We start from the raw sequence: 26,730 nt of genomic DNA on the forward strand, positions 1-26,730 counted from the left end.
GCGTGGAGTGGTCGGCGCCCGCCATCGTCCTCTCGGCCCGCCCGCATGGCGAGGCCGGGGCCGTCATCGACCTGCTGACCGAGGCCCATGGCCGCCATGCCGGCCTCGCCAAGGGCGGCGCCTCGCGCGGCCAGGCGGCGCTCTGGCAGCCGGGCAACCTGATCGAGGCGCGCTGGGTCGGCCGGCTGGCGGAACAGCTCGGCGCCGTCTCGGGCGAGATGGTCCATGCCGCCGCTGCGCGCGCCCTGGACGACCCCCTGGCGCTTGCCGTGCTCACCTCCGCCTGCGCCGTGGCCGTGGGCGCGCTGCCCGAGCGCGAGGCCCATCCGGCCTGCTTCCACGGCCTGGTCGGGGTCATCTCGGCGCTGGTGCATGGGCCGGAGCTGGCCCTGCCGCAGCTGGTGGCCTGGGAGGCCACCCTTCTGGCCGAACTCGGCTACGGCCTGGACCTGACCAGCTGCGCCGCCACGGGCGCCACCGAGGGCCTGATCTGGGTGTCTCCCCGATCCGGCCGCGCGGTCAGCGAGGCCGCCGGCGCGCCCTATGCCGACCGTCTGCTGGCCCTTCCGGCCTTCCTCCACGACGCTACAAAGCCGTCAGACGCGAAGGAATGGCTTGCGGGACTCCGCCTGACGGGCTTTTTCCTGGCCCGGGACGCCTTCGGCCTCCAGCACCGCCCTTTGCCCCAGGCGCGGGTGATGCTGCAGGACCGGGTCAACACCCTGTTGGAACCGATTGAGAATGCCTGACGATCTGGTGAAAGAACCGGGCAATATCCGCGACACGCACCTCGCCGAGGCGCTGAGCGAACGCTATCTGGCCTATGCCATGTCCACCATCATGGCGCGCTCGCTGCCCGATGTGCGCGACGGGCTGAAGCCGGTGCATCGCCGGCTTCTCTGGGCGATGCATCAGCTCAAGCTCGATCCGGCCTCGGGCTTCAAGAAATGCGCGCGCATCGTCGGCGACGTGATGGGCAAGTACCACCCCCATGGCGACAGCTCGATCTACGAGGCGCTGGTGCGCCAGGCGCAGGAATTCGCCGCGCGCTACACCCTCGTCGAGGGCCAGGGCAATTTCGGCAATATCGACGGCGATAACGCGGCCGCCATGCGCTACACCGAGGCGCGGCTCACCGAAGTCGCCCAGGCGCTGCTGAGCGGCATCGACGAGGATTCGGTCGATTTCCGCGCCACCTATGACGGCGAGGACAAGGAGCCGGTGGTGCTCCCCGCCGCCTTTCCGAACCTGCTGGCCAATGGCGCGACGGGCATCGCCGTCGGCATGGCGACCTCGATCCCGCCGCACAATGCGGGCGAGCTCTGCGCCGCCGCGCTGGAGCTGATCGCCAATCCCAACGCCACCACGGCCGATCTGCTGCGGCATGTTCCGGGCCCTGATTTCCCAACGGGCGGCACCTTGGTCGAAAGTGCTTCGGCCATCGCCGAGGCCTATGAGACCGGCCGCGGCGGCTTCCGCCATCGCGCCAAGTGGGAGGTGGAGAAGGGCAAGCAGGGCCTCTGGACCATCGTGGTCACCGAGATTCCCTATCAGGTGCAGAAGTCTAAGCTCATCGAGCAGATCGCCCTGCTGCTGGAAGAGAAGAAGCTCCCGCTGCTGACCGATGTGCGCGACGAAAGCACCGAGGCCGTGCGCCTGGTGCTGGAGCCGCGCAACCGCACGGTGGAACCTGCTGTGCTGATGGAGACGCTGTTCCGCGCGACCCAGCTGGAGAGCCGCTTCAGCCTCAACATGAACGTGCTGGATGCGAACCGCACCCCGCGGGTGATGGGCCTGCGCGAGGCGCTGCGCGCCTGGCTCGACCACCGCCATGTCGTGCTGATCCGCCGGACGGACCATCGCCTCGCGGCCATCGCGCGGCGGCTGGAGATCCTGGCCGGCTATCTGATCGCCTATCTCAACCTCGACGAGGTGATCCGCATCATCCGCACCGAGGATGAGCCCAAGATCAAGCTGATGGAGCGCTTCGAGCTCACCGAGGTGCAGGCGGAGGCCATCCTCAACATGCGCCTGCGCGCGCTGCGCAAGCTCGAGGAAATGGAAATCCGCAAGGAGCACGACAAGCTCAGCAAGGAGCAGAAGCAGCTCCAGGGCCTGCTCGCCAGCACTTCCAAGCAGTGGTCCGCCATTGGCAAGGAAGTGGAAGACGCGCGGCGGAAATTCGGCTCCGGCCCGCTCGGCGACCGCCGCACCGCGATCGGCTCGGGCGCGCCCGCCATCGTTGTGGACGAGAGCGCCTTCATCGAGCGCGAGCCGCTGACCGTGGTGCTCTCCGACAAGGGCTGGATCCGCGCGATGAAGGGCCATCTCGCCGAGGACGCCGAGCTGCGCTTCAAGGAGGGTGACGCGCTGGCCTTCCGCATCCCCGTCCAGAGCACCGATCGCCTCGTCATCTTCGCCAGCAACGGCAAGGCCTATACCCTGCGCTGCGACACCCTGCCGCGCGGCCGCGGCGACGGGCAGCCGCTGCGCCTCATCGTGGACCTGCCGAACGAGGACAGCGTGCTGGCGATGTTCCTGCCGGAGGGCAAGCAGAAGTTCCTGGTGGCGGCTTCCGACGGCAAGGGCTTCCTGGTCGAGGGCGCGGAGTTCCTGGCCGAGAAGCGCACCGGCAAGCAGATCATGACGCTGGAGGGCAATACCCGCGCCGCGCTCTGCGTGCTGGGCGAGGGCGATGCCGTGGCCGTGCTGGGCGAGAACCGCAAGCTCCTCGTCTTCCCGGCGGAGCAACTGCCGATCATGACGCGCGGCCGGGGCGTGCAGCTGCAATCCTATCGGGATGGCGGCCTGGCCGATGCCAAGGTCTTCACCCTTGCCGAGGGCCTGTCCTGGGCGCTGGGCGAGCGCACGCGCACGGAAGTCGACCTGACGGCTTGGCGGGGCAACCGGGCTGGGGCAGGAAAGCTTCCGCCCAATGGCTTTCCACGCATCAACCGGTTCGGAATCTAACCCATGCGCCTTTTCCTGACCGCTTCCCTGCTGCTGCTCGCGGCGCTCCCGGCCCAGGCCCAGCGGGGCGCGGGCCCGCATGACGGAATCTACACCGGCCATCGCGTGCAGGAATGCCGGCGCAGCGGCCGCTCGGGCTCGCAACTCCTGACGGCCACCGTGCATGGCGCGACCATGACCATCCCCGGATTCATTGGCGATGCGCCGATGGAGGCGACCATCAACGCGACCGGTGGCGTGCAGTTGCCGCGGCTCGGCACCTTCGGGGCGGGGACGGGGCAGATCTTCGAGGGGCCGAACAATGCCCGGCGCTTCACCGGCTCGCATCCCGGCCGCAACGACTGCCAGCTCACCTACGACCTGATCCGCCGGCCCGGCGGGCGTTGATTCAGCCCGCGATCACGGCCTCGCTGGTCGCGGAAACCTCTTCCCCGAGTGGGCGCCAGCTGCCCTGGATCAGGACCTCGGCCGGCCTGTAGCCGGCTTTGTAGGACATCTTCCGGCTCTCCGGGACCCAATAGCCCAGATAGACATAGGGCAGCCCGGCGCGGTTGGCCTCGGCCAGCAGCCACATCACCGCGAAGGCGCCGAGGCTGCGGCGGTCCTCCTCGGGCGAGAAGAAGCTGTAGACAGCCGACAGCCCATCCGAGAGCCAGTCGGCCAGGCAGCCGCCGAGCAGCCGCCCGCCGGGCTCGCGGAACTCCACGATGCCGGTGGTGATGGGCGTGTCTTCGACCATGGCCCGGTAGTCGTAGAAGCCCATCGCGGCCATGTCGCCGCCGGTGTGGCGGGACTGCTGATAGTGCTGGAAGAGCGCGAATTGCTCGGCCGTGGCGCGGGCCGGCGTGGCGCGGACCTCGAGGTCCGCATTGCGCGCCAGGATCTTGCGCTGCGTGCGGTTGGGCACGAAGTCGGCGGCGCGCACGCGGATGGGGATGCAGGCGCGGCAGCCCGGGCAGACCGGCGAATAGGCGATGTTGTGGCTGCGGCGAAAGCCGGCGCGCGAGAGCTTGTCGTGCAGGGCCTCGGAATCCGGACCCGTGAGCTCGGTCACGATCTTCCGCTCCGTCCTGCCGGCCAGATAGGGGCAGGGGAGTGGGGTGGTCGTGTAGAAGAATTGCGGGCGTCGGGTTCGGCTTTGCAAGCTGACAATCTTGCCGGTTGTGGGCGGAATTTCAATAGGATCACGGACACCGGCCGGGGGCGGAATAATCTTCATGTCCGCATCGCAATCAGCAGGGCGAGCCACCATGTAAAAATGGCCGGGCAATCCGGACGTGAAATCGTCCAGGTGAGCCATTCCGGCGATCCGGCCAGTATATGGAACGGGTGACGCATGGTTCAGCACAGGTTTGGCGTCGGCCAGAACGTGTCCCTGGTTTCCAGTGGCATGTTCAAGCAGAAGGGCGGCCCCTACCGGGTGCTGCGGCTGTTGGCCAATGACGGGGTCGACCTGGAGTACCACGTCAAGCATGTGGGCGACGGGCACGAGCGCATGGTGCGCCAGAGCGAGATTCTCGGCGAGGCGACCTGAGCAGGCTCCCCGGCACGGTCGCATCCGGCTGATGCCGGGGCGGCCGCGCCGGGGAAAGTGACCTACTTGCGCCGGATCTGACGGGCCGCGTAGCGCGCATCGCGCGCCAGCTTCTGGGCCTTCATCAGTTCGATCGCCTGAGCCTTGGCGGCGATGGCGTGGGCGGTGCGCTCACGCTCGGCTTCCTCGGCGAGGAGGCGGGCCGCCTCGGCCTCGGCGGCAGCGGCGGCGGCGATGGCGGCAGCCTCGGCCGCAAGGGCCTCCGCCAGTGCCACGCGCTCGGCTTCGCGCTTGGCGAGGCGCTCCTGCCGGGCTTCGGCGATGGCCACGCGGGCCTGCATGCGTTCGACGACGGCAGGGTCGTCCGGCTTCGGCGCGGATGCCGCGAACCTGGCCTGGGCCGCCTTGCGGGCGGCTTCCGCCGTCTTGGCGCGGTCCTGGTGGCGATCGTTCCGTGGGCTTTGCATCGTGATGGGGTGGTTTCCTTGTCTTGGGCTTGGAATTTAGATTGGATCACACGCCGGCGCCATGAGGCCCGGGCGTGTGGCCGCGCTTCGTGATCTAGCCGAGGAGGGCGATGACGATGTCACGGAGCTCGGCCTGCGAGAGGCCGATGGTCGGCGCCGTCTCGGAGGACGGCTTGGTCACCGGCAATTGCTTGGAGAAGCTGGCCGGATGGGTCTGAAAATGGTTCATGCTTACTTTACGGCGGGCGCTCTGACGGCACCCTGCCGATATCCTTGATCGATATGGTTCGTCCGCTGCCCAGAATTGGGCATCGGATCAATCTTTCCGTGAAGGGGGCCAGCGGAGGACGCGATGCTTCGCGTCGTGAATACGAGCCCGAGCCAAAAAGGCTGATGGCCTGATATAGTGGCAGCCCCGCGGAATAACAAGAAAATTTTCCGTGACGTGCGAAAGAAGGCCCTGCCGATGCTGCCGATTTTCGCCCGGAATGGGATGAAATCTTCCTGAACCCGGCAGATTTGCTGGAGAAGGAGGCGAATATTCCAAGGGGAATCATCGCAATCCAGCGCGGGCCTCGGCGAGGAGGCACAGAATCTCGAACATCATGGTCGCGCCCACCATGGCCGTATTTCCGGTCTGGTCGAAGGGCGGCGAGACCTCCACGACATCGGCGCCGAGGAAGTTCAGGCCGCGCAAACCCCGCAGCAGGCGCATGGCCTCGCGCGGGGTGAAGCCACCCACCTCGGGCGTGCCGGTGCCAGGCGCGAAAGCGGGGTCGAGGCTGTCGATGTCGAAGGTGAGATAGGCGGGGCCGTCGCCGATCACGCGGCGGGCCTCGGCGATCACACGCTCGGGGCCCAGCTCCTCGCATTCCTCGATGCGCAGGATGCGGATGCCCACGCTCTCCGCCCAGGCCATGTCGTCGGTCTCGTAGAGCGTGCCGCGGATGCCGATCTGCACGATGCGCCTCGGGTCGAGGATCCCCTCCTCGATGGCGCGGCGGAAGGGCGTGCCGTGGGTGTACTTGCTGCCGCCGAAATAGGTGTCGGCCGTGTCGGAATGGGCGTCGAAATGCACCATGCCGAGCGGCGGTGTCTGCGGCGCGGCGCGCCTGAGGCCGCGCAGCAGGGGCAGGGACATGAGGTGGTCGCCGCCCGCGCCCAGAACCCAGGCGCCCGTGGCGCGGATGGCGGCGACGCGCGCCTCCACCAGTTCCAGCGTCCGCATCACATCGACCGGATTGGTCTCGGCATCGCCAAGATCGGCCACGCGGCAGAGCTTGTAGGGCTCGATCAGGCTCACCGGATGCACGCGCCGCATGAGGGTGGAGGCGTCGCGCAGGGCGCGGGGGCCGTGGCGGGTGCCGGGGCGGTTGGTGACGGCGCCATCGAAGGGGATGCCGAGAAGGGCGATGTCGATCCCCTCGGCCGATTCGCGCAGTGGCAGGCGCATGAAGGTGGCGGGCGCGGCGAAGCGGGGGGTGACCAGCCCGTCCACGGGCCTCAGGGCGTCGTTCGTCATCTTCCGTCCTCCGGACTGCGTGGCGGTGAGCCTGTACGTTTGGGCGGGCTCTGTTCAAGCCCGGCTGAACGGAGTGTGGCGGGCGCCGCGATCGAAAGTCGGCCGGTCGGTGCGCATTGCCTCGAAGCAGGCCTTCCCCGACGCGGATGCATGCGCTACTGAGGCGGTGGTCTGGACCCGTAGCTCAGCTGGATAGAGCGCTGCCCTCCGAAGGCAGAGGTCGATGGTTCGAATCCATTCGGGTCCGCCAGACCGACCGCGAACATATTGAAATAATTTTATTTTTAGGAAAATTTGCGAGCGCCAACAGGTGGGTTTGCGAGTTCCTATTCGCCTTTCGTCCCGCACGCTCTCCATCCGAGCCGGGCCCGAACACTCTCAAAGCGACCGCCCAATCGCGTAGCCTTCGGCGGTAGCTGCCAAGGGCGCCCGCGCGACCTTGGCATCGCCAATCAGGTGCACAGGGAAGCCCGCGGCGCGCAACGGCGCCGCCAGCTCGTTATGCGGCGCGCGTGGGGTCGCGTAAGCGAAGAAGGCGACGTTCTCGATCTCGCGCTCCCGGCCCGTGTAGATATTGGCGCAGACGAGCCGGCCCTCCTGCTCGAAGCCCTCGGTCCACTGAGGTTCGGACAAAGCTTCCACGTCGATCCCCAGCATGTTCACGCGCCGATGGATGCCCTGCCGCGTCACCATTGAGGTGTCCTGGGCGATGCTCTCGCGCGGGGTGACGATCACGACGCGCTCGAACCGGCGATGTAGCGCCACGGCGGCGCAATAGGTGCCGTCGGTATGGTCCTGATCGAAGATGACGGCGGTGCCGCGCTGCCGGGCCGAGACGCCGAGCACACCCGGTAGCGCGGTCCGCAGATCCGTCACATAGCCCTCGGCCTTGAGGCTGGCCGGGAGGCAAAGCGGCCAGACCATGGATGATCCGGTCGCCAGCACGACCGCGTCCGGCTGAAGCCCCTGCACGTCCTCGAATTCGGCATCCACTCCAAGCTCCAACCGCACGCCAGCCTTCTGGGCTTCGGCGAGCTGAAAGTCGTAGATGCTCGACAGCGCCTCGCCGCCGGGCAGCGAGGCATGCAGGCGCAGCTTTCCACCTACCTCGGGCGAGCGCCCGAACAGCGTCACCTCGTGCCCGCGCGAGGCCGCCACCCAGGCGGCCTCAAGCCCCGCGACGCCGGCGCCGATCACAACCACACGCTTGCGGACCGTGGCCGGCGGCAGCGGCCGTGATTCCTCGGGTTCTGCCAGGCGCGGGTTGTTGTCGCAGGCCAGCTTGTGCAGCGCCGTGACCTGATGCCAGCAGGAATTCGCCGAGACGCAGTATCGGATATCGCGGGCGTGCCCCGCCGCTGCTTTTGCGGGCCAGGCGGGATCGGTGATGAGCGCGCGGCCCAGCCCGACCATCTCGGCCTCGCCATGGGCCAGGATCCCCTCGGCCTCCGCAGGGTCCGTGATGCGGCCCAGCGCCATCACCGGCACGCCGCCGGCATGGGCGCGCAGGCGGCGCGTCAGTTCCCGGAACGGGAGTGCGGGCCAGTGGCCATCGGGGACATGCATGTCGAGGGTGCGCGCGTGGGTGCCCTGGGCGAATGACAGGTAGTCGATGCCGGTGCGCGCGAGCCGCGCCACGATCTCCGCCGCGACGGTCGGGGGGATGCTGGCGGCAAGACCATCGTCGCCCGGTGCCTTCACGCCGACGATGAAGCCCCGGCCGCAGGTGGCGCGGATGGCGGCAATCGTCTCCAGCAACAGGCGCATGCGGCCTTCCAGGTCGCCGCCGAACTCGTCCTCGCGGCTGTTCGCCCAGGGCGACATGAACTGTGCGAAGATGTGACCGTGCCCGGCCGAAATTTCGATGCCCGAGAAGCCGCAGGCCTGCAGCCGGCGGGATCCCGCCGCGAACCCCTCGATCATGACGTGCAGTTCCGAGGCGCTCAGCACATGCGGCATCGTCCAGCTGATGTCGTCCGGGAGGGCTGCTGCGCCCACGGCTTCGAAGTTGCGACCGGGCGCGTGACGCCCACGCCCCGCATCCTGCACCTGCGCCAGAAGCCGGCAGTCCTCGCCTTCGACCGCCGCCGCCCATCGCTTCAGGCTATCCATCGCCGCATCGTCGCGGGCGTTCACCTTGATCGAGACCTGCTGGTGCGGCGCCATGTTCACCGGCTCGGCCACGATCATGGCCGCGCCGCCCCGCGCGCGGTTCAGGTAATACTGGATGTGCCGGTCGCTGACCTGGCCCCCTGGGCTCATGGCGGTCAGGATCGCGAGGTGCGCCACGCGGTTCCGCAGGTGCCGTCCCGCGAGCTGGAAGGGCGAGAAGAGATGCGGATAGGGCTGGCCTTCCTCCACGACCGGATCTCCTATGTCGCCACCCTTCCGCTCTCGCGCAGGAAGCGCAGCTGTGCCGCGAAGAGCCGCGCCGCCGAGGCGCGCATCGCATCGCCGGTGCCGAAGGAGGGATCAAGCAGCACGCCGGCCTGGGTGAAGTCCCGCTGCGCCTCCGGATCGGCCACGACCGCCTCGACGATGGCCGCGAGGTAGTCGCGCCGGTCCTGCGGGACGTTCCTTGGCAGCATGGCGAAACGCCAGGCGGCCCAGTGAATGCCGTTCGTGCCCAGCGTGCTGTCGAAGGTCGGCACGCCTGGCAGGTTGGGTACGGGCGCCGGGCCGGCGATGCCAACCGGGCGCACCGCACCGGCCTCGAACTGTGCGCGGAACTCCGAGAAGAAGACGGTGGCGACGTCGATATGGCCGCCGAGCATCGCCGTCATCCCGGGAATACCGCCCTGGAAGGGCACCTTCGTGAAGCGCGCGCCGGTGCCGCGTTCCACCTGCTCGATGATGAACTCGGAGGCGCTCTGCGGCAGCATCGCGACGCGGACGCTGTCCGGGGCTTCCCTGGCGCGTGAAACGATGGCGCGAAGGTCCAGGCCCTGCAGCGGGCCGCTCGCCGCGACGATCCAGGTGCTCGGGTCATAGTTGATGAAAGCCGCGATCTCCAGGTCGTCGATGGACCAGCGCCCCTCGGACCGAAGCACGCCGTCCACGAAGACGCCGCTGGAAAGAATGCCCATCGTGTAGCCGTCGGGCGAGGCCTGCTTCGCCATGAAGTTGTGCGCCACCATGCCGGCCCCGCCGGTCCGGTTGTTGACGACAAACCGATGCCCGGTCAGCCGCTCCGCATGGCGGGCGAGGATGCGGGCGGTCACGTCCATCCCCCCGCCCGCCGGGAAGGCCACGATCAGCTCGATGGGGCGACTGGGGAAATTGCCAGGCTTCCGAGCTGACAATGCGGGCGGCTGGGCATCGGCAGGGCGCGAAAGCAAGACTGTCGGCGCGGCCAGCAGGGTGCGACGATCCATCGGCATTTCCTCCATCCGCGAACTCGATACGGTTCGCTTTCGTCCCCGCGGAAAGGAAGGTCGCCGATACAGGCCGCGACGCTCCATTCTCCAGCGACGACTGCCAGCAGCCTCGCAGGATCGGTCCCGCCGGATCAATCTTTTCCGGTGCCGGATCTGGCCATGCCGCCTGTGGCAACCTTCGTCAGACGTCCGCCCGGATGTTCCGCTTCCGCACGAGGTCGGTCCAGCGCTGCGCCTCGTTCCGCATGAAGGCGTCGAACTGTTCCGGCGTCGTGTCGCCGGGGACATAGGCGCGCTGAGCGAGCTGCTCGCGCACGTCCTGGAGGCGCATGATCCCCTGCACTTCGGCCGAGACATGGCGGACGATATCCGGCGAGGTCCCGCGGCGCGCCACGAGCCCGTACCAGGAGCTGGCCTCGTAGCCGGCGAAGCCCTGCTCGGCGATGGTCGGAACATCCGGCAGAACCGAAAGTCGATGCGCGCCGGTGACGCCAAGCGCGCGCAGGCGTCCCTCCTTGATGTGATCGACGCTGCTGCTGTCGAACATCGCCTGCACGCGCCCCGACAGCAGGTCCGCCTGCGCCGGCGCGCTGCCGCCATAGCCGATGAGGTTCACGCGCGTGTCCGTCATGTCGTAGAGCAGCTCGCCGGCCAGATGGGTGATGGTGCCGACGCCGGTATGGGCCACGGCGATCTCTCCCGGACGCTTGCGCAGTTCCGCCACGAATTCGGGAACATTCCGCACGGGGAGGGAGGGATGCGCGACCAGGATGTTCGGCGCGGAGGACATGAGCCCCACCGCGGTGAAGTCCCCGAAGGGATCATAGGGCAGGTTCGCCATCAGCACGGTATTCAGCGCGAAGTTCAGCGAGACGACGAGGTAGCTCGTCCCGTCGGCCGGCGCGCGCTGCACCGATTGCGTGGCGATGAGCGTGTTTCCGCCCGGCCGGTTCTCCACCACGACCGGCACGCCGATCTTTTCGGTCAGCCGCTGCGCGACGGTGCGGGACGTGACGTCCGCCGCGCCGCCCGCCGTATAGGCGACGACGAAGCGAACCGGTTTGTCGATCAGCCGCGGCTGCGCTCTTGCGGCCAGCGGCGTGGCCATGGCGCCGCCGATCACTAGGCGTCGTGTCGTTTTCATTCTTGTGTCCTCCCTGATTCTTCGGCTCAGACGAGCTGCCGAAGCGCCACCGATGGATCGAGCAGCGTCTGTCGGCCGAGCGGTTTCCCGCCGGCGATGATCCGCCGCAGCGGCGTCGCCTCCCGGCCATTGTCGATCAGTACGGCGCCCTGGACGCGGCCCCCGGCATCGAGGCCCAGGCAGGCGAGACGATCGCCCTCCACCCGTTCGATCCAGTCGAGGCCCTCGCCCTGCGCACCGAGGATCTGGACGTTGCGTCCATACTGATCGGTCCAATGCCAGGGCAGTTCGGCATAAGGTTTTTCCACGCCGCAGAGGGCGTTCGCGACCGCGACGGGCTGGTGCTGCGCGACCTGCCAGGTCTCGAAGCGGACATGCCGTCCGGCCGCCTCCTGCCAGATGCGCGCGACCTCCCCGGCCGCGAAGACCTGCGGGGCCGAGGTGCGGCCACAGGCATCGGCCAGGATGCCGTCCGCTGCCGAGATGCCGGCCTCGCACGCAAGCTCCGCATTGGGGACGGCGCCGATGGCGACGAGGAGGAGATCGGCCACGATCTCTCCCTTGCCCGTCGTGAGACGCAGCCCGTCATGCTCCGGCCTTATGGCCGTGAGCGCGCAGCCGAATTCGAGGACGACGCCCGCCGAGCGATGCCACGTCTCGACGCGCGCGCTGATCGCCTCCGGCACGCACCGCGCCATCGCGCGCCGACCCATCTCCAGCACGGTCACGGCGCAGCCCAGCTGGATCGCCGCGGCGGCGACTTCGAGGCCGATGAGACCGGCGCCCGCCACGGCGAGGCGCAGGCCGGGCCGCAGCCGCGCGTGCAGCGCCCTGGCGTCTGCCATGCTGCGGAGCGTCAGCACGCGCGGGTCTTCGGCGCCCGGGAGCGGCAGGCCGCGCGCTCGCGCCCCGGTTGCTATCACGAGAGAATCATAGGCGATGCGCTCGCCCGTCACCGTCTCCAGCCGGCCCGATGCCAGATCGATGCCCGTGACGCGGGTTGAGAGCGATAGCGCGATGCGCTGCGCTTCGTAGGCGTCCACGTCGCGCTGCATCAACCCGCGCGGACGCTTCTCGCCAAGCAGGATTTCCTTGGAGAGCGGCGGCCGGTCGTAGGGCGGCTCGCATTCCTCGCCGATCAGCAGGATCTCACGCTCCGCATCCATCCCGCGCAACAGCTCGGCGGTACGGCGGCCGGCCTGGCCGGCTCCGACGATCACGGTCCGCATCAGAGCTGGAACTGCACCACGCCGCCCTCGACGCGCGTGGGAAAGGTGGCCAGGTCAATCTCCGCCGGCTCGTCCAGCGCCTTGCCGGATCGGATATCAAAGCAAGCCTGATGGAGGGGGCATTCGATCTTGCCCTCTTCGCAAAAGCCCTCGGAGAGAAGCGCGTATTCATGCGTGCAAACGTCGCTGATGGCGTAGAAGCCGTCCTCGAGGCGGAAGACCGCGACGCGCTCCTCCCCCACCTGAACCACCTTCGGCACGTCCTCGTCGAAGGCGTCCGCGGGCGCCACGTCGTGCCAGGTCATCACTTCATCTCGATGAGCACGTACTGGTCCTCGACCGAGACCGGGAAGGTCTCCGCCACGAAGGGGCCCTCGGCCAGTTCCGCACCGTCCTTCACCGTCACGGCGTAGGAGCGCGCCTTGATGCTCTCCGGGTCGCAATAGGACTGGCCCGTGCGGATATCGAATTCCCAGCCGTGCCAGGGGCATTGCAGCATCTCGAAGGGCCGCGTGCGCTCATAGACGCCCGGCTCCTTGGAGCGGATCAGGCCCACCAGCTTGCCGTGGCACAGGCTGCCGCCCTCATGCGGGCAGGTGTTGCTGATGGCGAAATACTCGCCGTCCACATGGAAGAGCGCGATCGGCCGTCCCTTCACCTTCACGAGCTTGCTGCCGTTCTGAGGGATATCCCCCACCTTCGCGACGACATGCCGCGTCGGGGTCGCCGTCGCGCTCATGCCAGCCGCTCTCCATAGATCGTCTCGGCATTGCCAACGAAGATGCCGCGCTTCTCCGCCTCGCTCAGCCGGATCTTGAAGGCGTGGCGAGGGTCGTCGGAATCCCAATGCGGGTAGTCGGAGGCGAAGACGATCTTGTCCCAGCCCATCCAGTCGAGCATCTGGCGCAGTTGCTCCGGCTTCTCCGGCTCCTCCATGGGCTGCGTCGTCCACCAGAAGTTGCGGCGCAGATATTCGGAGGGCTTCATCTTCAGATAGGGAACCTCGCCGCGGAAGCGATCGAACAGCCCGTCCATCCGCCAGCCCAGCGGCGCGGCCCAGGCGAAGCCGCCCTCGACCACGACGATCTTCAGTTCCGGCAGGCGCTCCAAGACGCCCTCGATGATGAAGCTGGTCGCCATGGCATGCAGGCTCATGGAGACGGCCTGGTGCTCCTCGAAATAGAAGGAGGGCGAGCCCCCGGCCGTGACCGAATGGCCGTTATTGCCGGAGTTGTGCAGGCCGAGCGGGAAGCCGTGATGCGCGGCCGCCTCATAGATCGGCCAGTAGCGCTTGCGGCCCAGCGGCTCGATCGGGCGCGTCACCAGCGCGACCTGGGCGAAGCCCTTCAGCTTGGCGCAGCGCTCGATCTCGGCCACCGCGCCTTCGGCATCCTCGGCCATGACGGTGATGGTGCCCTTGAGGCGCGGCTCGGGCTCGATCCACTCGGCCACCTGCCAGTCGTTGATGGCGCGGCAGACGGCATGGGCGCACTCGATGTTCCGCTCGTCCAGCGCGCGCGGAAAGAGCGGGAAGAGCATGCCGCGGTCGATGCCGTTCGCGTCGAGGTGCTGACGCTGCATCATGGCGAGGTCGGAGCCGGGCGGGCTGCCATCCTCGGGCCAGGCATCGCGGCGGGCGAGGGCCGGCGTTGCCTTGGGGAAGGCGGTCGAGGCGACGAAAGCCTGGCGAAAGCGCTGGCCGAAGCTGTCCAGATGCTCGCGCCAGCGGGAGGACATGTAGGGGTGCAGGTCCTTCATGGAACGCACCGTGGGATGGATGTCGCAATCCACCAGCCTGATGGCCGCATCCTTCGGTTTCGCGGGGGCCTGTAGGACGGAGCTGCTCATCACACGGTCTCCTTCAGACGGGAATAGGTGGCCAGAGGTGTTTCGCGCAGGGCCTTGGCCAGCAGGGTCGGCGGCAGGCCGCGCGTGGGGTCGCCGCCCTCAAAGCGCCAATGCGGATAATCCGTCGAGAAGAGGAAGATATCGTCCGCGTCGATTTGCTCGATGAGCTGGTCGAGCTGCGTGGGATCCGTGGGCAGATCCCATGTCTGCAGCGAGAAGCGCACGCGCTCGCGCACGATCGCGGCCGGCGAGGCGTCGACCCAAGGGATTTCCTTGCGCATGCCGCGCCACATCTTAGTGCCGCGCCAGAGGAAGCTCGGCAGCCAGGCGATGCCGGATTCCAGCAGAACGACACGCAGGGCAGGGAACTTGGTGAAGACCCCTTCCGCGATCAGGCTGAGCAGCTGGCTTTGGAAGGTCAGCGCGAAGCTGCAGTGCTCCTCGAAGAGCGTGGAGGGCCAGCCATTCGCCGTCGGCGCGTGGCGCATGGCGCTGCCGGCGTGGATGGCGATGGGCAGCCCATGCTTCTCGGCGGCCCTGTAGATGGGCCAGTGCTCGCGATGGCCGAGCAGGGATTCATGGGCGCCCAGGAGCAGAATCTGCACGAAGCGGCGGTCGGGCGCCCAGCGCTCGATCTCGTCCACCGCCAGCTCGGCATTCTGAACCGGGATGACGATGGAAGCCCGCAGCCGGTCGTCCTTATCGAGCCATTCGGCCGCCACCCAGGCATTGGTGGCGCGGCAGATCGCGGCACTGAGATCGGCGCTGTACATGGCCGGCCCGCCATAGAGGCAGTTGAGGATGCCGCGGCTGATGCCGAAGGCGTCAAGCGCCTGGGACTGCATGTCCGCGAGCGTGGAGCCGGGCTTGCGGCCGGGGACGCGCCAATCGGGCCGCGCGCTGATCGGCGCGTTGGGCGGGTAGTAGGCAAGGTCCAGACCGTCCACGCCGCGTGCGTCGATCACCTCCTGCCAATGCGCGTCGAAAAAGGGGAGCAGCGCCTTCATGCCGGGCACGGCGGGGTGAATGTCGCAGTCGATCAGACCGGTGGCGGCGATGTGCCCCATCCGAGAACCTCCCTCGAAAGGCGCGGATTGGTCCGCTCCAATTCTCGACGAGGGTAAGCGAGCCGAAACTTACGTGTCAATAAGTCAATTTGGCAGTGCCGAGCTCGATCCGGCCGTCACCATATTCATGCCCCAGCTTCGCTCGATCAGATCGAGCTGCGCGGCGTAATGCTGGGACAATCCCCGGAACCCGCCGCTGTCGCGCGAGATATGCACCGCATAGAGGAAGCAGCTCGCCATCAGTCGACCGAGCTGCTGGCAGGGGGCCTGGGGCCGCAGCTCGCCTTCCGCCACGGCCTGTTCCAGTCCGACGATCGCGCTTGCCTGAATGTCACGACGAAAGGCCAGGATGCGCTCACGCATCAGGTCATCCAGCGCCTCGCCTTCGGCCGAAAGCCGGGTGATGAGGCTCCATGAGTTTCCCTCGTCGCCCTTGGGGTTCAGGCGGGTAAAGGCCTCGCGGTTGAAGGTCACCGTGGCCTCGACCTTCCTGGCGAGGCCGGCGCCGGCGGCCGTCCAGATGCCGCGGTAGCGGCCGCCGACCTGTTCGACATAGTCATGCATCACCGTCGCCACGAGCCGCGCCTTAGGCCCGAAATGGTAATGGATGTTGGTGGTGGTGATCTCGAGCTCCTGGGCGATGTCGCCATAGCTCACCCCGCGATAGCCCCGCAGCATCAATAGCCTGGTGGCCACTCGCTTGATCTCGTCCCGCATGGGCACCTTTCCGGGCGCTTCAATCTGATCGTTCATTCCGCAATCCTTGGCCTGTCGCGCAGGGCACTAGCTCTTGACGCATAAGTAAGTGACGGGCTTCATCCGGACGATGCGCGAAAGCCCGCCGAGAAATTGTCCGGAGGAAACCCCAAATGCCCGTTAACCTATCACGCCGCACGAGTCTGGCCGTCGGCCTGGCGAGCCTCGCGGCTCCTGCCTACGCCCAATCGAGATTCCCCGACCGGCCTCTGCGGATCATCGTGCCGGTGGCCGCCGGCGGCATCTCCGATACGATCTCACGCTTCCTGGCAGAGGCCCTGCGTCCCGATCTCGGCCAGCCGGTCATCGTGGAGAACCGGCCCGGCGCGAACGGCATCCTGGCCAGCGAGGCGATCGCCCGTTCCGCGCCTGACGGCTACACAATCGGCTACATGCTCTATGCGGCGATGACGCTGAACCCGCTGCTCATATCGAGCCTCTCCTACAAGATGACGGATTTCCTTCCGCTCACCCCCACCTTCAAGGCCCCCATGGTGCTGGCGGTCGGCAAGGACGTGCCGGTCCGCAACGTCCGCGAGTTCGTCGATTACGTGAAGCGTCAGGGGACACTCAGCTACGGCACGCTGGGCAATGCCAGCACCGGGCAGATCCTGATGGAGATGCTGCGCGGCGTCTCCGGCATCGAGTTGGAGAATGTCGGCTATCGCGGCGAGACGCTGGCCGTCACCGACATGATCTCGGGCAATCTGCCCGCCGTCTGCATTTCCACCATGAACGTCCTGGAGCAGCATCGCGCCGGCACGGCCAGGATCATCGGTATTTCCACGCCGCAGCGCATTCCGGCCCTGCCTGACCTGCCAACCTTCGCCGAGTCCGGCTTCCCGATCGACTACAGCTACTTTCACGGACTTGTGATGCCGGCCGGCACGCCGGCCCCCGCCGTCGAACGCCTCCATCGCAGTCTCGGCGCCGCCCTGCAAAGCGAAGGCCTGCGCGCGCGGCTCACCCCGGACATGCAACCCTTTGTGCTCAGTCCGGCTGAATTCTCGACGATGCTGGGCCAGGAAACGTCGAAGCTCGGCGAGCTGGTGCAGGCCCGCGGCATCCGGCTGCAATAGGTCGTCGCCGCAGCGGAGCGGGTCGCACCCCGTCGCCCTGTCCACCGTGAGCTCGTGCGATCTGTGCAGTATTCTCACCAGGCGTCGCTTCTGCGAGGATGGCACCCGATGGCTGCCCTTGGATCGAAGCTTCGCGAGTTGCGCCTGCGCCGTGGCCTCGGCATGCGGGAGCTGGCCCTGCGATCCGGAATCTCGCACTCGGCCATCTCCCTGATCGAACGCGACCGGATGAGCCCCTCCGTCGATACCCTGGGCGCCATCCTCGCCTCCCTCGGCTCCACGCTCTCCACCTTCTTCGGCGACCTGGATTCGGCCCTGCCGCGACAGCCCTTCTATCCGGCCGAGACCTTGACCGAGATCGGCCGGGCGGATCGCGTCTCCTACCGCCTGGTTGGCATGGACCATCCCAACCGGCGGATGCTGCTGCTCTCCGAGCGCTATGCCCCGGGCGCGGCGACCGACGGCCTGATCGCGCATAATGCCGAGGAGGCCGGCATCGTGACCCAGGGCGCCGTCGAGGTGACGGTGGGCAGCGAGACCCGCATTCTGCGCGCCGGCGACGGCTACTATTTCGACAGCCGCGAGCCGCACCGCTTCCGCAACGTCAGCGACGGCGTCAGCACCATCATCAGCGCCGTCACGCCTCCGACCTACTGATCCGGCGACTATCCTGGCCGTCCCACCGTCGGCGCATTGCGCTCCGACGCACCCCGCTCTCTGCTGCCCTCAAGAACCCGGGCGAGACGATCCATGGCAAAGCGACGCATCCTGGCCGGCGGCATCGCCCAGGAATCCCACAGCTTCAACCCTGTCCTGACGGGCAGGGACAGCTTCACCATCACCACAGGCACCGATGCGGTGGCCCGCGCGCGGGCCACCAACTCGACCCTTGGCGGCATCATCGACACGGCCGAGGAAGCGGGTGCCGAGGTCATCGTGCCCGTGATGTTCCGCGCCCAGTCGGGCGGGCCGGTCGAGGAGGCCGTCTTCGCCGAGGTGCGCGAGGCGATGCTCGGCGCCGCGAAGCGCGGGGATTTCGATGCCATCGCCCTGCCGCTCCATGGCGGCATGCTCACCCCCAGCCTGCACGACCCCGAGGGCCTCCTGATCCGCGACCTGCGCGCGATCGTCGGCGCGGCCGTGCCGATCACCGCCGCCTTCGACCTGCACGCCCATGTCACGCCCATGACCCTAGCGGAGTGCGACCTGCTGGCGGGCTACCTGACCAACCCGCATGCGGACCAGGGCGCGACCGGCCGCCGTGCCGGCGCGGCGGCCCTGGCCATGCTGGACGGACGCCTGGAGCCGGTGCTGGCCTGGGCGCACCTGCCCATGCTCACCTTGGGCAACGACCGCACGGACCAGGAGCCGCTCCAGGGCCTGCAGGCCCGCGCGCGGGCAGCCGCGGAATCCGGCGCGGTGTGGGACGCCTCGATCTTCAACGCGCAGCAGTTCCTGGACGTCGCCGGGCTGGGGCAGGTGGTGATGGCCTATGGCAATGCCCGCTCCGAGGCGGCCGAGGCCCTTGTGGCGGGGCTGGCGACGGATCTCTGGGCCGCGCGGGCAAGCCTGATCGGCGTCTATCCCAGCCTCGAATCCTGCCTGGCCCGTGCCATCGCCGGCACGCCGCGCCCGCTCATCCTGGGCGACCAGGGCGACCGCGTGGCGGCCGGCGCACCGGGCGACAGCACCTATATCCTGCACGCGCTGCTGAAGGCCGGGGCGGAACTGCCGGCCATCGTCCCGGTCACCGATGCGGCGGCCGTGTCCGCTTGCCGCGCGGCCGGCGTCGGCGCCACGGTCACCGTGACGCTCGGCGGCCGGTACTCCACCGTCGCGCCGCCGCTGACGCTGACCGGCGAGGTGATCTCGGCGGGCGAGGGCGCCTCGCTCACCTATGAGGGACCGGCCGAGAAGGGGCAGCACGCGAGCGTCGGCCCCTATGCCGTGCTGCGCGTGGGCGCGATCAGGATCGTGCTGACCGCCTATCCCTATTCCTACATCGACCCGAACTACTTCCGGGCCATGGGCGTTGAGCCTGCCGAGCAGAAGATCGTCGTTACCCGCTCGGGCTATCACTTCACGCTGAACTACGCGGCGATCGGCGAGTGCATCACCATCGACACGCCGGGCATGTCCTCCTACCGCGTGTCCGAGCTGCCCTTCACCGTGGCGCGGCCCTTCTACCCGCTGGACGAGCCGGAGATCACGCCCGAAGTTAGGCTGCTGCGGCGTCCCGCATAGCGATCGCAGCGCGGGCGAAGCCGCGCTCCAGCATCTCCATCGCCTCTGCGTCGTGCGCGAAGGAGAGGTAGAGGCGGCCGTAGCCCGAGGGCATGACCAGCACGCCCTCGCGCCGCAGGGCCAGGTGCAGGGCCTGGGACCAGTCGGGGCGCAGCATCCGCTGGGCCTCCGCATAGTCGCGCGGCGGGGTTGCCGAGGGCCAGAGTGAGAAGACATCGCCATAGCCGCTGGTGCTGACCTCGATGCCCGCACCCGCGAAGCTCGCGACGATGTTCTCCCGGAGCGCATCGCCGCGCGCCAGCAGCGTCGGATAGTCGGCCCTGTCGAGCAGGGCCATCGTCGAGGTGACGGCGGCGCAGGCCACGGGATTGCCGCTATAGGTTCCGGCGCGTGTGCCGCGCCCGTCGGCGAAGGCGCGCATGATCTCGGGCCTTCCGGCCACGGCGGCGACCGCGATGCCGCTGCCGATGGCCTTGCCGAGCATCACCAGATCCGGATCGAGGCCCCAGAGCTGCGAACTGGGTCCGGCCTGAAGCCGGAAGCCCATCAGCACCTCGTCCATGATCAGCAGCGCGCCATGTTGCCGCGCCAGGCGCTGGAGGGCCTCCAGATAGCCGGCATCCGGCACCAGGCATCCAGCATTGGCCAGCATGGGCTCGACCAGGATGGCGGCGATGTCGCCCTGCTCGGCGAAGAGCCGCTCGGCATCCGTCACGTCGTTGAAGCGGAGCAGCGAGACGCGGTCCGTCTCCGGACGGGCATTGCCGGGGAAGGCGGCCTCCGCCGCGCCGGCCGCACCGAAGGCCACGTCGTCCAGCCAGCCGTCGAAGCCCGCCGCCATCTTGGCGATGCGGCTCTTTCCCGTGGCGATGCGCGCGGCGCGGCAGGCCAGGTGCACCGCCTCGCTGCCGGTGCTGACGAAGAGCACCTGCGAGAGCGGGCCGCAATGCGTGGCGATGGCCGCGGCCGCCGTCTCCTCGCCGGCATGGATGAAGGCCGGCAGGGGGCCGGCGCGCAAAGCGGCGCTCGCGGCCTCCACGACCTCGGGCGGGGCATGGCCCAGCACCGTGCCGCCGAAGCCGAGCGCCGTGTCGACGTGGCGTCGTCCCGCGCGATCCCAGATCCAGGGTCCTTCCGAACGGACGACGACCAGTTCCTCCCCATCCAGCGGGGGCAGGACCCGGGCGGCGCTCGACACGCCGCCGACCAGATGCGCCATGCTCAGGCCCGCCGCACGTTCCAGGGGTAGCGCACCGAACCGCCGAGCACGCCCGTGAGGTCGCTGCGATAGGCCGTGTGCGGGAAGTAGACGCCGAGCGGCAGGGTCGGCACGTCGCGCAGCGCGAGCTCGTGGATGCTGGTCTGCAGCCGGTCGCGATCGGCATCGGCGGTGGTATCGAGCCACTCGCCCGTGAGCCGCTCCATCTCCGCGCTCTCGTACCAGCCGGGCCAGCCAGAGGCGCCCTCGCCGCGGATCGTGGTGTTCAGCACGGGGTTGGCGATGGCGATGCTGGGCCAGGTGCTGTGATAGATGCTCCAGCCGCCCTGGTCCGAGGCCGACTTGGACAGCCGCCGCTGCAGCAGCGTGCCCCAATCCATGTCCTGCAGGTCCACGTTGAGGCCGGCGCGCTTGAGCAGGTCGGCCGTGACGGGGCCAAGCGGGGCCAGCGCGGGGCTGTCGGCGGGGTTGAGGATGACCACCTTCTCGCCGGCATAGCCGGTGGCGCGCAGGGCCTCGCGCATGCCGGCGGCATTTGCCGATCAGCTTGCCGAATTCGTCGCGCCCGAGCTCGGCGATGCCGGGGATGGGGCAGGGGAACATGGCCTTGCACACGCGCTGGGCGCGGGCGTCTCCGCCCGTCACCGTCGCGAGGAAGTCGGTCTGCTGCGCCACCTGCATCACGTAACGCCGTAGGGCCGGATTGTTGAAGGGCGCGACGGCTGTGGTTGAACCGCAGGACCAGCACGGTCCCAAGCGGATCGGCGTCCTGGATCCGGATGCGGCGGTTGCGCGCGGCCAGTGGCTCGAGGTCGGCGGGGATGTTCTCGATCCAGTCGATCTCGCCTTGCTGCAGCGCGGCGACGGCCGTCGATTTATCGGCGATGATGCGCCATTTCCACACGCTCGAAATGCGCGACCTTGCCGCCGGAGGTCCATTCCGGTGCCTCGCTGCGCGGCACGTAGCCGGCGAAGCGCTCATAGGCGACGAGGCTGCCCGAGTTCAGCTCGTTGCGCAGGAAGCGGTAGGGGCCGGAGCCGATCATCTCGGTGATCGGCGTGTTGGGCGAGGTCGAGGCGAGACGCTCGGGCATCATGAAGGCCGGCGAGGAATGCGGCTTGCCGATGGCGTCCAGCAGCCGGGGGAAGGGGCGCTTGAGGCGGATGCGCAGCGTGCGGTCGTCGGGCGTCTCATAGGCCTCGACGGCGGCGCCGAGGATGCGGCCATAGGTGTCGCGCTTGCTCCAGCGGTCGAGGCTGGCGGCGCAGTCGCGGGCGCGGACCGGCTCGCCGTCATGCCAGCGCAGCCCGTCGCGGAGGCGGATGGTCCAGACCCGGCCATCGTCGGAGACCTGGTGTCCCTCGGCCATCTGCGGCTGCGGGCGGTTCTGCCCGTCCACGCCGTAGAGCGTGTCGAAGACGTGGTAGCCGTGCTGCACGGCTACCAGCGCCGTCGAGAGCACGGGATCGAGCGAGACGAGGTCGGTCGAGGGGACGAAGCGCAGGGTACGCGCGCGCATATCCTGGCCGAGGGCGGGCAAGGGGAGCGCCGTGGCGGGCGCCAGCTTCATTATGTCGCGGCGGGTGATGGTCATGGGACACCTCTGGCAGTTCTGCGCCGCCGCAGGATACGCGCAATCGGAGGCCTTGGCAGGGAACGGCCCACCGTGTTGAGGATAGTGTCTGCGCGTAGCGACCAGACTGCCCTAGGAAAAACACCCTAGGAAAGGGGCATGCCATGCGCGCACATATCCACTATCCGGCCCGCGACACTTGGCGGCACCGGTGCGGGTCGAGCACAATGGCGTCCGGGTCGCATCGCGCAGCGGCGCGGCGATTTTTGCTGTATCGACATCGAACGACGACCGCTGGTCTGAACCCGGCACGGAGCAAGTTATGAACACGCGATACCGGAAGCGCCTGCCTGGCACGGATCTGGACTTCTACGATGCCCGCGCGGCCGTCGAAGCGATCGCGCCCGGCGCCTATGAAGGCCTGCCCTATACCTCGCGCGTGCTGGCCGAGAACCTGGTCCGCCGCTGCGACCCGGCGCTGCTGACCCAGGCCCTGACGCAATTGATCGAGCGCCGGCGGGACCTGGATTTCCCCTGGTACCCCGCCCGCGTCGTCTGCCACGACATTCTGGGACAGACGGCGCTGGTGGACCTCGCCGGCCTGCGCGACGCCATCGCGGAGAAGGGCGGCGATCCGTCGAAGGTGAACCCGGTCGTGCCGGTGCAGCTCATCGTCGATCACTCCCTCGCCGTCGAGCATGCGGGCTTCGAGAAGGATGCCTTCGCGAAGAACCGCGCCATCGAGGACCGCCGCAACGAGGACCGCTTCCATTTCATCGAATGGACGCGCCACGCCTTCAAGAACATGGAGATCGTCCCGCCGGGCAACGGCATCATGCACCAGATCAACCTGGAGCGGATGTCGCCGGTCATCTACACGCTGGACGGGGTGGCGTTCCCCGACACGCTGGTGGGGACGGACAGCCACACGCCGCATGTCGATGCGCTGGGGGTCATCGCCATCGGCGTCGGCGGGCTTGAGGCCGAGAACGTCATGCTCGGCCGCGCCTCCTGGATGCGCCTGCCCGACATCATCGGCGTGGAGCTCACCGGCAGGGCCGGGCCCGGCATCACCGCGACCGACATCGTGCTGACGCTGACCGAGTTCCTGCGCAAGGAGAAGGTCGTCGGCGCCTGGCTCGAATTCCACGGCGAGGGCTCGTCGAGCCTGACGCTGGGGGACCGTGCCACCATCTCCAACATGGCGCCGGAATACGGCGCCACCGCCGCCATGTTCTCGATCGACCAGCAGACCATCGACTATCTGCGCCTGACCGGACGCGAGGATTCGCAGATCAGGCTGGTGGAGAGCTACGCGAAGCTCGCTGGCCTGTGGTCGGACAGCCTCGCCAAGGTGCAATACGAGCGCGTGCAGCGCTTCGACCTGTCCACCGTGGTGCGGACCCTGGCCGGGCCGTCCAACCCGCACCGCCGGCTGCCGGTCGCGGACCTGGCCGAACGCGGCATCAGCGCGCCCTGGACGCAGGAGGGCAGCCTGATGCCCGACGGCGCCGTCATCATCGCCGCCATCACCAGCTGCACGAATACCTCCAACCCGCGCAACGTCATCGCCGCCGGCCTGCTGGCGCGCAATGCGAACCGCGCCGGGCTGGCGCGCAAGCCCTGGGTGAAGTCCTCGCTCGCGCCCGGGTCCAAGACGGTGGCGCTGTACCTGGACGAGGCCGGCCTCACGACGGAGCTGGAGGCGCTCGGCTTCGGCCTGGTCGCCTTCGCCTGCACCACCTGCAACGGCATGTCCGGGGCGCTCGATCCGGTGATCCAGCAGGAGATCATCGACCGCGATCTCTATGCGACCGCGGTCCTCTCCGGAAACCGCAATTTCGACGGCCGCATCCACCCCTACGCGAAGCAGGCCTTCCTCGCCTCGCCGCCGCTGGTGGTGGCCTATGCCATCGCCGGCACCATCCGCTTCGACATCGAACGCGACGTGCTGGGCGTCGATGCCGATGGCAAGGAGATCCGCCTCAAGGATATCTGGCCGAGCGACGAGGAGATCGACGCGGTGGTCGCCTCCGCGGTGAAGCCCGAACAGTTCCGCAAGGTCTATGCGCCGATGTTCGGCAACCAGGGCGCGCGAAAGAAGGTCAGCCCGCTCTACGACTGGCGCGCGCCCAGCACCTACATCCGCCGTCCGCCCTATTGGGAAGGCGCGCTGGCCGGCGAGCGCACGCTGCGTGGCATGCGCCCGCTCGCGGTGCTCGGCGACAACATCACCACCGACCACCTGTCGCCCTCCAACGCCATCATGCTGGACAGCGCCGCGGGCGAGTATCTCGCGGCGATGGGCCTGCCGGAGGAGGATTTCAATTCCTACGCGACTCATCGTGGCGACCACCTGACCGCGCAGCGGGCCACCTTCGCCAATCCGCAGCTGTTCAACGAGATGGTGCGAAAGCCGGACGGCAGCGTGAAGCAGGGTTCGCTGGCGCGTCTCGAGCCCGAAGGCCAGGTCGTGCGCATGTGGGAAGCCATCGAGGCCTACATGGCGCGCAAGCAGCCGCTCATCATCGTGGCGGGTGCCGATTACGGACAGGGGTCCTCGCGCGACTGGGCCGCCAAGGGCGTCCGGCTGGCGGGCGTCGAGGCCATCGTCGCCGAGGGCTTCGAGCGCATCCATCGCACGAACCTGATCGGCATGGGCGTGCTGCCGCTCGAGTTCCAGCCGGGCACCAACCGCCTGACGCTCGGCCTCGACGGCACCGAGACCTATGACGTGATCGGCGCGCGCACGCCGCGCGCGGAGCTGACGCTGGTGATCCATCGTCGCGATGGCGGTACGGCGGAAGCGCGCGTGACCTGCCGGCTGGACACCGCCGAGGAGGTCTCGATCTACGAGGCGGGCGGCGTGCTGCAGCGCTTCGCGCAGGACTTCCTCGAGGCCGAAGCGCCGCCGAAGGATGGTCGGCAGGCGGGCTGACCCGCCCGGCGCGCCGGCGCCTTCCATAAGGGGCCGCGCGCCGGCGCTTCCACAAATGCCGGCACGCGGTATCCTGCGTGAAACGTATCGCGCAGGAAACGGCCATGGCCCACGCCCCCCAGATCAGGATCCCCGCCACCTACATGCGCGGCGGTACGAGCAAGGGCGTCTTCTTCGTGCGGGATGACCTGCCGGAGGTCGCGCGGGTGCCCGGCCCGGCGCGTGACCGGCTGCTCCTGCGCGTGATCGGCAGTCCCGACCCCTATGGCAAGCAGACCGACGGCATGGGCGCCGCCACTTCCAGCACCAGCAAGGCCGTGATCCTGAGCCGCAGCACGCGGCCGGACCATGACGTGGACTACCTGTTCGGCCAGGTCTCGATCGACCGGCCCTTCGTGGATTGGAGCGGCAATTGCGGCAATCTCTCCGCCGCGGTCGGTCCCTTCGCGATCCGCAACGGGCTGGTCGATCCCTCCCGCGTGCCGCGCGACGGGATCGCCGTCGTGCGCATCTGGCAGGCCAATATCGGCAAGACCATCATCGGCCATGTGCCCATGACGGCTGGCGAGGTGCAGGAGACCGGCGATTTCGAGCTGGACGGCGTCACCTTCCCGGCCGCCGAGGTCCAGCTGGAATTCATGAACCCGGCGGAGGAGGGCGACGGCGGCTCGATGTTCCCCACCGGCAACCTGGTGGACACGCTGGAGGTGCCCGGAATCGGCACCTTCCAGGCGACGATGATCAATTCCGGCATCCCCACGATTTTCCTGGACGCCGATGCCATCGGCTACCGCGGCACCGAGCTGCAGGACGACATCAACGGCGATCCGGCGGCGATGGCGCGGCTCGAGACGATCCGCGCCTACGGCGCGCTGCGCATGGGCCTGATCAAGTCGGTCGAGGAGGCGGCACAGCGCCAGCACACGCCGAAGGTCGCCTGGGTCTCGCCGCCGCGCGACTACGTCTCGTCCAGCGGCAAGGCGATCGGCACGGGCGACGTCGACCTGCTGGTGCGCGCGATGTCCATGGGCAAGCTGCACCATGCCATGATGGGCACGGCCTCGGTCGCGATCGCCACGGCGGCCGTGGTTCCCGGCACGCTGGTGAACCTGGCAGCCGGCGGCGGCGAGCGCGAGGCGGTGCGCTTCGGGCATCCTTCCGGCACGTTGCGCGTCGGTTCGCAGGCGAATGAGGTGGATGGGCAGTGGGCGGTGACCAAGGCCATCATGAGCCGCAGTGCGCGCGTGCTGATGCAGGGGTGGGTGCACGTTCCGTTCGAGGTCTAGATACCTGATCGAAGAGAGCCGAAGGGCCCTCGCTCGCCGCCATGGTGTGAATCCAACGACCATCGCCAAGTGGCGGGATGCAGCCGACCATTCGGCTCACTGGGATTGGGCTTCGTCGGGAGGACGACGGCACGCACTCCCTGCGAAGAACGGCGGCGAAAGCGCGGCTGGGCGGAGCCGCCGCTACCAGTTCAGGCGCAGCCCCACGGCCCCTCGCAGGGCATCCTGCTGGCTGCGCCCACCATCGATGGACCACAGGTAGCCCGCATGCGCATAGAGGCTGGCGTTGCGCGAGACTCGCGCGGTCACCCCGGCGCCGACCTCCAGTGCCGTGTCGCCGAAGCGGGTCTCGACGCTGGTGGTTCCGGCGAAGGTAGCGCGGTCGGTGCCCGACGAGCCCTGCCACAGATTGATCTTCCCATAGGGCTGCCAGAGGATTCCCTGGTTCTCGCCCGTGAACTGCACCCGGGCGCCGA

General features: G+C 68.4%; 26 protein-coding genes and 1 tRNA gene. 10 read left to right on the top strand and 17 right to left on the bottom strand.

Going from position 1 to position 26,730, the window contains the following annotated elements:
- Positions 1 to 2 precede the first annotated feature (2 nt).
- The 3 genes from recO to ACO057_RS10170 are packed head-to-tail and all read left to right on the top strand — an operon-like array spanning position 3 to position 3,357.
- A complete protein-coding gene (gene recO / locus ACO057_RS10160) occupies positions 3 to 749 on the top strand; it encodes a DNA repair protein RecO (protein ID WP_421991305.1) in 747 nt (248 codons plus the stop codon).
- Positions 742 to 2,970 (top strand): DNA topoisomerase IV subunit A, encoded by a 2,229-nt coding sequence (parC, locus tag ACO057_RS10165; protein ID WP_421991251.1) that lies wholly within the window; start codon positions 742 to 744, stop codon positions 2,968 to 2,970. The genes recO and parC overlap by 8 nt, the downstream gene beginning before the upstream one ends.
- 3 nt (positions 2,971 to 2,973) lie before the next feature.
- Entirely contained in the window at positions 2,974 to 3,357 is a 384-nt protein-coding gene (locus ACO057_RS10170; protein WP_421991253.1) for a hypothetical protein, read from the top strand.
- Position 3,358: 1 nt separating this feature from the next.
- Here ACO057_RS10170 and ACO057_RS10175 read toward each other — a convergent pair whose 3' ends face one another.
- Positions 3,359 to 4,114 carry an arginyltransferase gene (locus ACO057_RS10175; protein ID WP_421991255.1) on the bottom strand — a complete coding sequence of 252 codons (756 nt, stop codon included), beginning with the start codon at positions 4,112 to 4,114 and terminating at the stop codon, positions 3,359 to 3,361.
- Between the two features lie 246 nt (positions 4,115 to 4,360).
- Here ACO057_RS10175 and ACO057_RS10180 point away from each other — a divergent pair, with 246 nt between their 5' ends.
- Positions 4,361 to 4,504, top strand: coding sequence for a hypothetical protein (locus tag ACO057_RS10180; protein WP_421991257.1), 144 nt, complete (start codon positions 4,361 to 4,363; stop codon positions 4,502 to 4,504).
- Between the two features lie 62 nt (positions 4,505 to 4,566).
- Here ACO057_RS10180 and ACO057_RS10185 read toward each other — a convergent pair whose 3' ends face one another.
- The 3 genes from ACO057_RS10185 to speB all read right to left on the bottom strand — a co-directional run bounded on the left by ACO057_RS10185 (position 4,567) and on the right by speB (position 6,493).
- A complete protein-coding gene (locus ACO057_RS10185) occupies positions 4,567 to 4,971 on the bottom strand; it encodes a DUF6481 family protein (RefSeq protein WP_421991259.1) in 405 nt (134 codons plus the stop codon).
- A 94-nt stretch (positions 4,972 to 5,065) separates the two neighbouring features.
- Positions 5,066 to 5,200 carry a hypothetical protein gene (locus tag ACO057_RS10190; protein ID WP_421991261.1) on the bottom strand — a complete coding sequence of 45 codons (135 nt, stop codon included), beginning with the start codon at positions 5,198 to 5,200 and terminating at the stop codon, positions 5,066 to 5,068.
- A gap of 324 nt (positions 5,201 to 5,524) precedes the next feature.
- Positions 5,525 to 6,493 (bottom strand): agmatinase, encoded by a 969-nt coding sequence (gene speB, locus ACO057_RS10195; protein WP_421991263.1) that lies wholly within the window; start codon positions 6,491 to 6,493, stop codon positions 5,525 to 5,527.
- A gap of 173 nt (positions 6,494 to 6,666) precedes the next feature.
- On the opposite strand from speB, the gene ACO057_RS10200 reads away from it, so the two are divergent.
- Positions 6,667 to 6,743: transfer RNA gene (locus ACO057_RS10200), tRNA-Arg, on the top strand.
- A gap of 128 nt (positions 6,744 to 6,871) precedes the next feature.
- Here the strand turns inward: ACO057_RS10200 and ACO057_RS10205 are convergent.
- The 9 genes from ACO057_RS10205 to ACO057_RS10245 all read right to left on the bottom strand — a co-directional run bounded on the left by ACO057_RS10205 (position 6,872) and on the right by ACO057_RS10245 (position 15,911).
- Positions 6,872 to 8,854, bottom strand: coding sequence for an FAD-dependent oxidoreductase (locus ACO057_RS10205; protein ID WP_421991265.1), 1,983 nt, complete (start codon positions 8,852 to 8,854; stop codon positions 6,872 to 6,874).
- An 11-nt stretch (positions 8,855 to 8,865) separates the two neighbouring features.
- The gene (locus ACO057_RS10210) at positions 8,866 to 9,867 is read right to left on the bottom strand and encodes a tripartite tricarboxylate transporter substrate binding protein (protein WP_421991267.1); all 1,002 of its coding nucleotides are present in this window, start codon (positions 9,865 to 9,867) and stop codon (positions 8,866 to 8,868) included.
- Between the two features lie 184 nt (positions 9,868 to 10,051).
- Positions 10,052 to 11,014 (bottom strand): Bug family tripartite tricarboxylate transporter substrate binding protein, encoded by a 963-nt coding sequence (locus tag ACO057_RS10215; protein ID WP_421991269.1) that lies wholly within the window; start codon positions 11,012 to 11,014, stop codon positions 10,052 to 10,054.
- Between the two features lie 26 nt (positions 11,015 to 11,040).
- Positions 11,041 to 12,234, bottom strand: coding sequence for an NAD(P)/FAD-dependent oxidoreductase (locus ACO057_RS10220; protein ID WP_421991271.1), 1,194 nt, complete (start codon positions 12,232 to 12,234; stop codon positions 11,041 to 11,043).
- 8 nt (positions 12,235 to 12,242) lie between these two features.
- Positions 12,243 to 12,548 (bottom strand): non-heme iron oxygenase ferredoxin subunit, encoded by a 306-nt coding sequence (locus ACO057_RS10225; protein WP_421991273.1) that lies wholly within the window; start codon positions 12,546 to 12,548, stop codon positions 12,243 to 12,245.
- Positions 12,548 to 12,982, bottom strand: coding sequence for a Rieske (2Fe-2S) protein (locus ACO057_RS10230; protein WP_421991275.1), 435 nt, complete (start codon positions 12,980 to 12,982; stop codon positions 12,548 to 12,550). Before ACO057_RS10230 ends, ACO057_RS10225 begins: the two co-directional genes overlap by 1 nt.
- A complete protein-coding gene (locus tag ACO057_RS10235; RefSeq protein WP_421991277.1) occupies positions 12,979 to 14,091 on the bottom strand; it encodes an amidohydrolase family protein in 1,113 nt (370 codons plus the stop codon). The genes ACO057_RS10230 and ACO057_RS10235 overlap by 4 nt, the downstream gene beginning before the upstream one ends.
- On the bottom strand, positions 14,091 to 15,158 hold the full coding sequence (locus ACO057_RS10240) for an amidohydrolase family protein (RefSeq protein ID WP_421991279.1): 1,068 nt from the start codon (positions 15,156 to 15,158) through the stop codon (positions 14,091 to 14,093). Before ACO057_RS10240 ends, ACO057_RS10235 begins: the two co-directional genes overlap by 1 nt.
- Positions 15,159 to 15,242: 84 nt before the next feature.
- Positions 15,243 to 15,911, bottom strand: coding sequence for a TetR/AcrR family transcriptional regulator (locus ACO057_RS10245; protein ID WP_421991281.1), 669 nt, complete (start codon positions 15,909 to 15,911; stop codon positions 15,243 to 15,245).
- Positions 15,912 to 16,027: 116 nt separating this feature from the next.
- On the opposite strand from ACO057_RS10245, the gene ACO057_RS10250 reads away from it, so the two are divergent.
- The 3 genes from ACO057_RS10250 to ACO057_RS10260 all read left to right on the top strand — a co-directional run bounded on the left by ACO057_RS10250 (position 16,028) and on the right by ACO057_RS10260 (position 19,237).
- Entirely contained in the window at positions 16,028 to 16,993 is a 966-nt protein-coding gene (locus ACO057_RS10250) for a Bug family tripartite tricarboxylate transporter substrate binding protein (RefSeq protein WP_421991283.1), read from the top strand.
- A gap of 108 nt (positions 16,994 to 17,101) precedes the next feature.
- Complete coding sequence (locus ACO057_RS10255) at positions 17,102 to 17,650, top strand: cupin domain-containing protein (RefSeq protein ID WP_421991285.1); 549 nt, start codon at positions 17,102 to 17,104, stop codon at positions 17,648 to 17,650.
- Between the two features lie 93 nt (positions 17,651 to 17,743).
- On the top strand, positions 17,744 to 19,237 hold the full coding sequence (locus ACO057_RS10260; protein WP_421991287.1) for a M81 family metallopeptidase: 1,494 nt from the start codon (positions 17,744 to 17,746) through the stop codon (positions 19,235 to 19,237).
- Here the strand turns inward: ACO057_RS10260 and ACO057_RS10265 are convergent.
- From ACO057_RS10265 to ACO057_RS10275, 3 genes are all read right to left on the bottom strand, one after another.
- Complete coding sequence (locus tag ACO057_RS10265) at positions 19,212 to 20,456, bottom strand: aminotransferase class III-fold pyridoxal phosphate-dependent enzyme (RefSeq protein ID WP_421991289.1); 1,245 nt, start codon at positions 20,454 to 20,456, stop codon at positions 19,212 to 19,214. The two genes, ACO057_RS10260 and ACO057_RS10265, sit on opposite strands and share 26 nt — an antisense overlap.
- A gap of 2 nt (positions 20,457 to 20,458) precedes the next feature.
- Positions 20,459 to 20,980: a hypothetical protein gene (locus ACO057_RS10270; RefSeq protein WP_421991291.1), complete on the bottom strand. Its 522-nt coding sequence runs from the start codon at positions 20,978 to 20,980 to the stop codon at positions 20,459 to 20,461.
- A 351-nt stretch (positions 20,981 to 21,331) separates the two neighbouring features.
- On the bottom strand, positions 21,332 to 22,051 hold the full coding sequence (locus tag ACO057_RS10275) for an ABC transporter substrate-binding protein (protein WP_421991293.1): 720 nt from the start codon (positions 22,049 to 22,051) through the stop codon (positions 21,332 to 21,334).
- A 301-nt stretch (positions 22,052 to 22,352) separates the two neighbouring features.
- Between ACO057_RS10275 and acnD the strand changes: the two genes are divergently transcribed.
- A complete protein-coding gene (acnD, locus tag ACO057_RS10280) occupies positions 22,353 to 24,968 on the top strand; it encodes a Fe/S-dependent 2-methylisocitrate dehydratase AcnD (RefSeq protein WP_421991295.1) in 2,616 nt (871 codons plus the stop codon).
- A 104-nt stretch (positions 24,969 to 25,072) separates the two neighbouring features.
- Positions 25,073 to 26,254 carry a 2-methylaconitate cis-trans isomerase PrpF gene (prpF, locus tag ACO057_RS10285; RefSeq protein WP_421991297.1) on the top strand — a complete coding sequence of 394 codons (1,182 nt, stop codon included), beginning with the start codon at positions 25,073 to 25,075 and terminating at the stop codon, positions 26,252 to 26,254.
- 183 nt (positions 26,255 to 26,437) lie between these two features.
- Here the strand turns inward: prpF and ACO057_RS10290 are convergent.
- On the bottom strand, positions 26,438 to 26,730 hold a 293-nt coding region (locus ACO057_RS10290; RefSeq protein ID WP_421991299.1), incomplete at its 5' end, for an autotransporter outer membrane beta-barrel domain-containing protein.

The sequence above is a fragment of the Roseococcus sp. genome, from assembly GCF_965227005.1.
Taxonomy (GTDB): Bacteria; Pseudomonadota; Alphaproteobacteria; order Acetobacterales; family Acetobacteraceae; genus Roseococcus.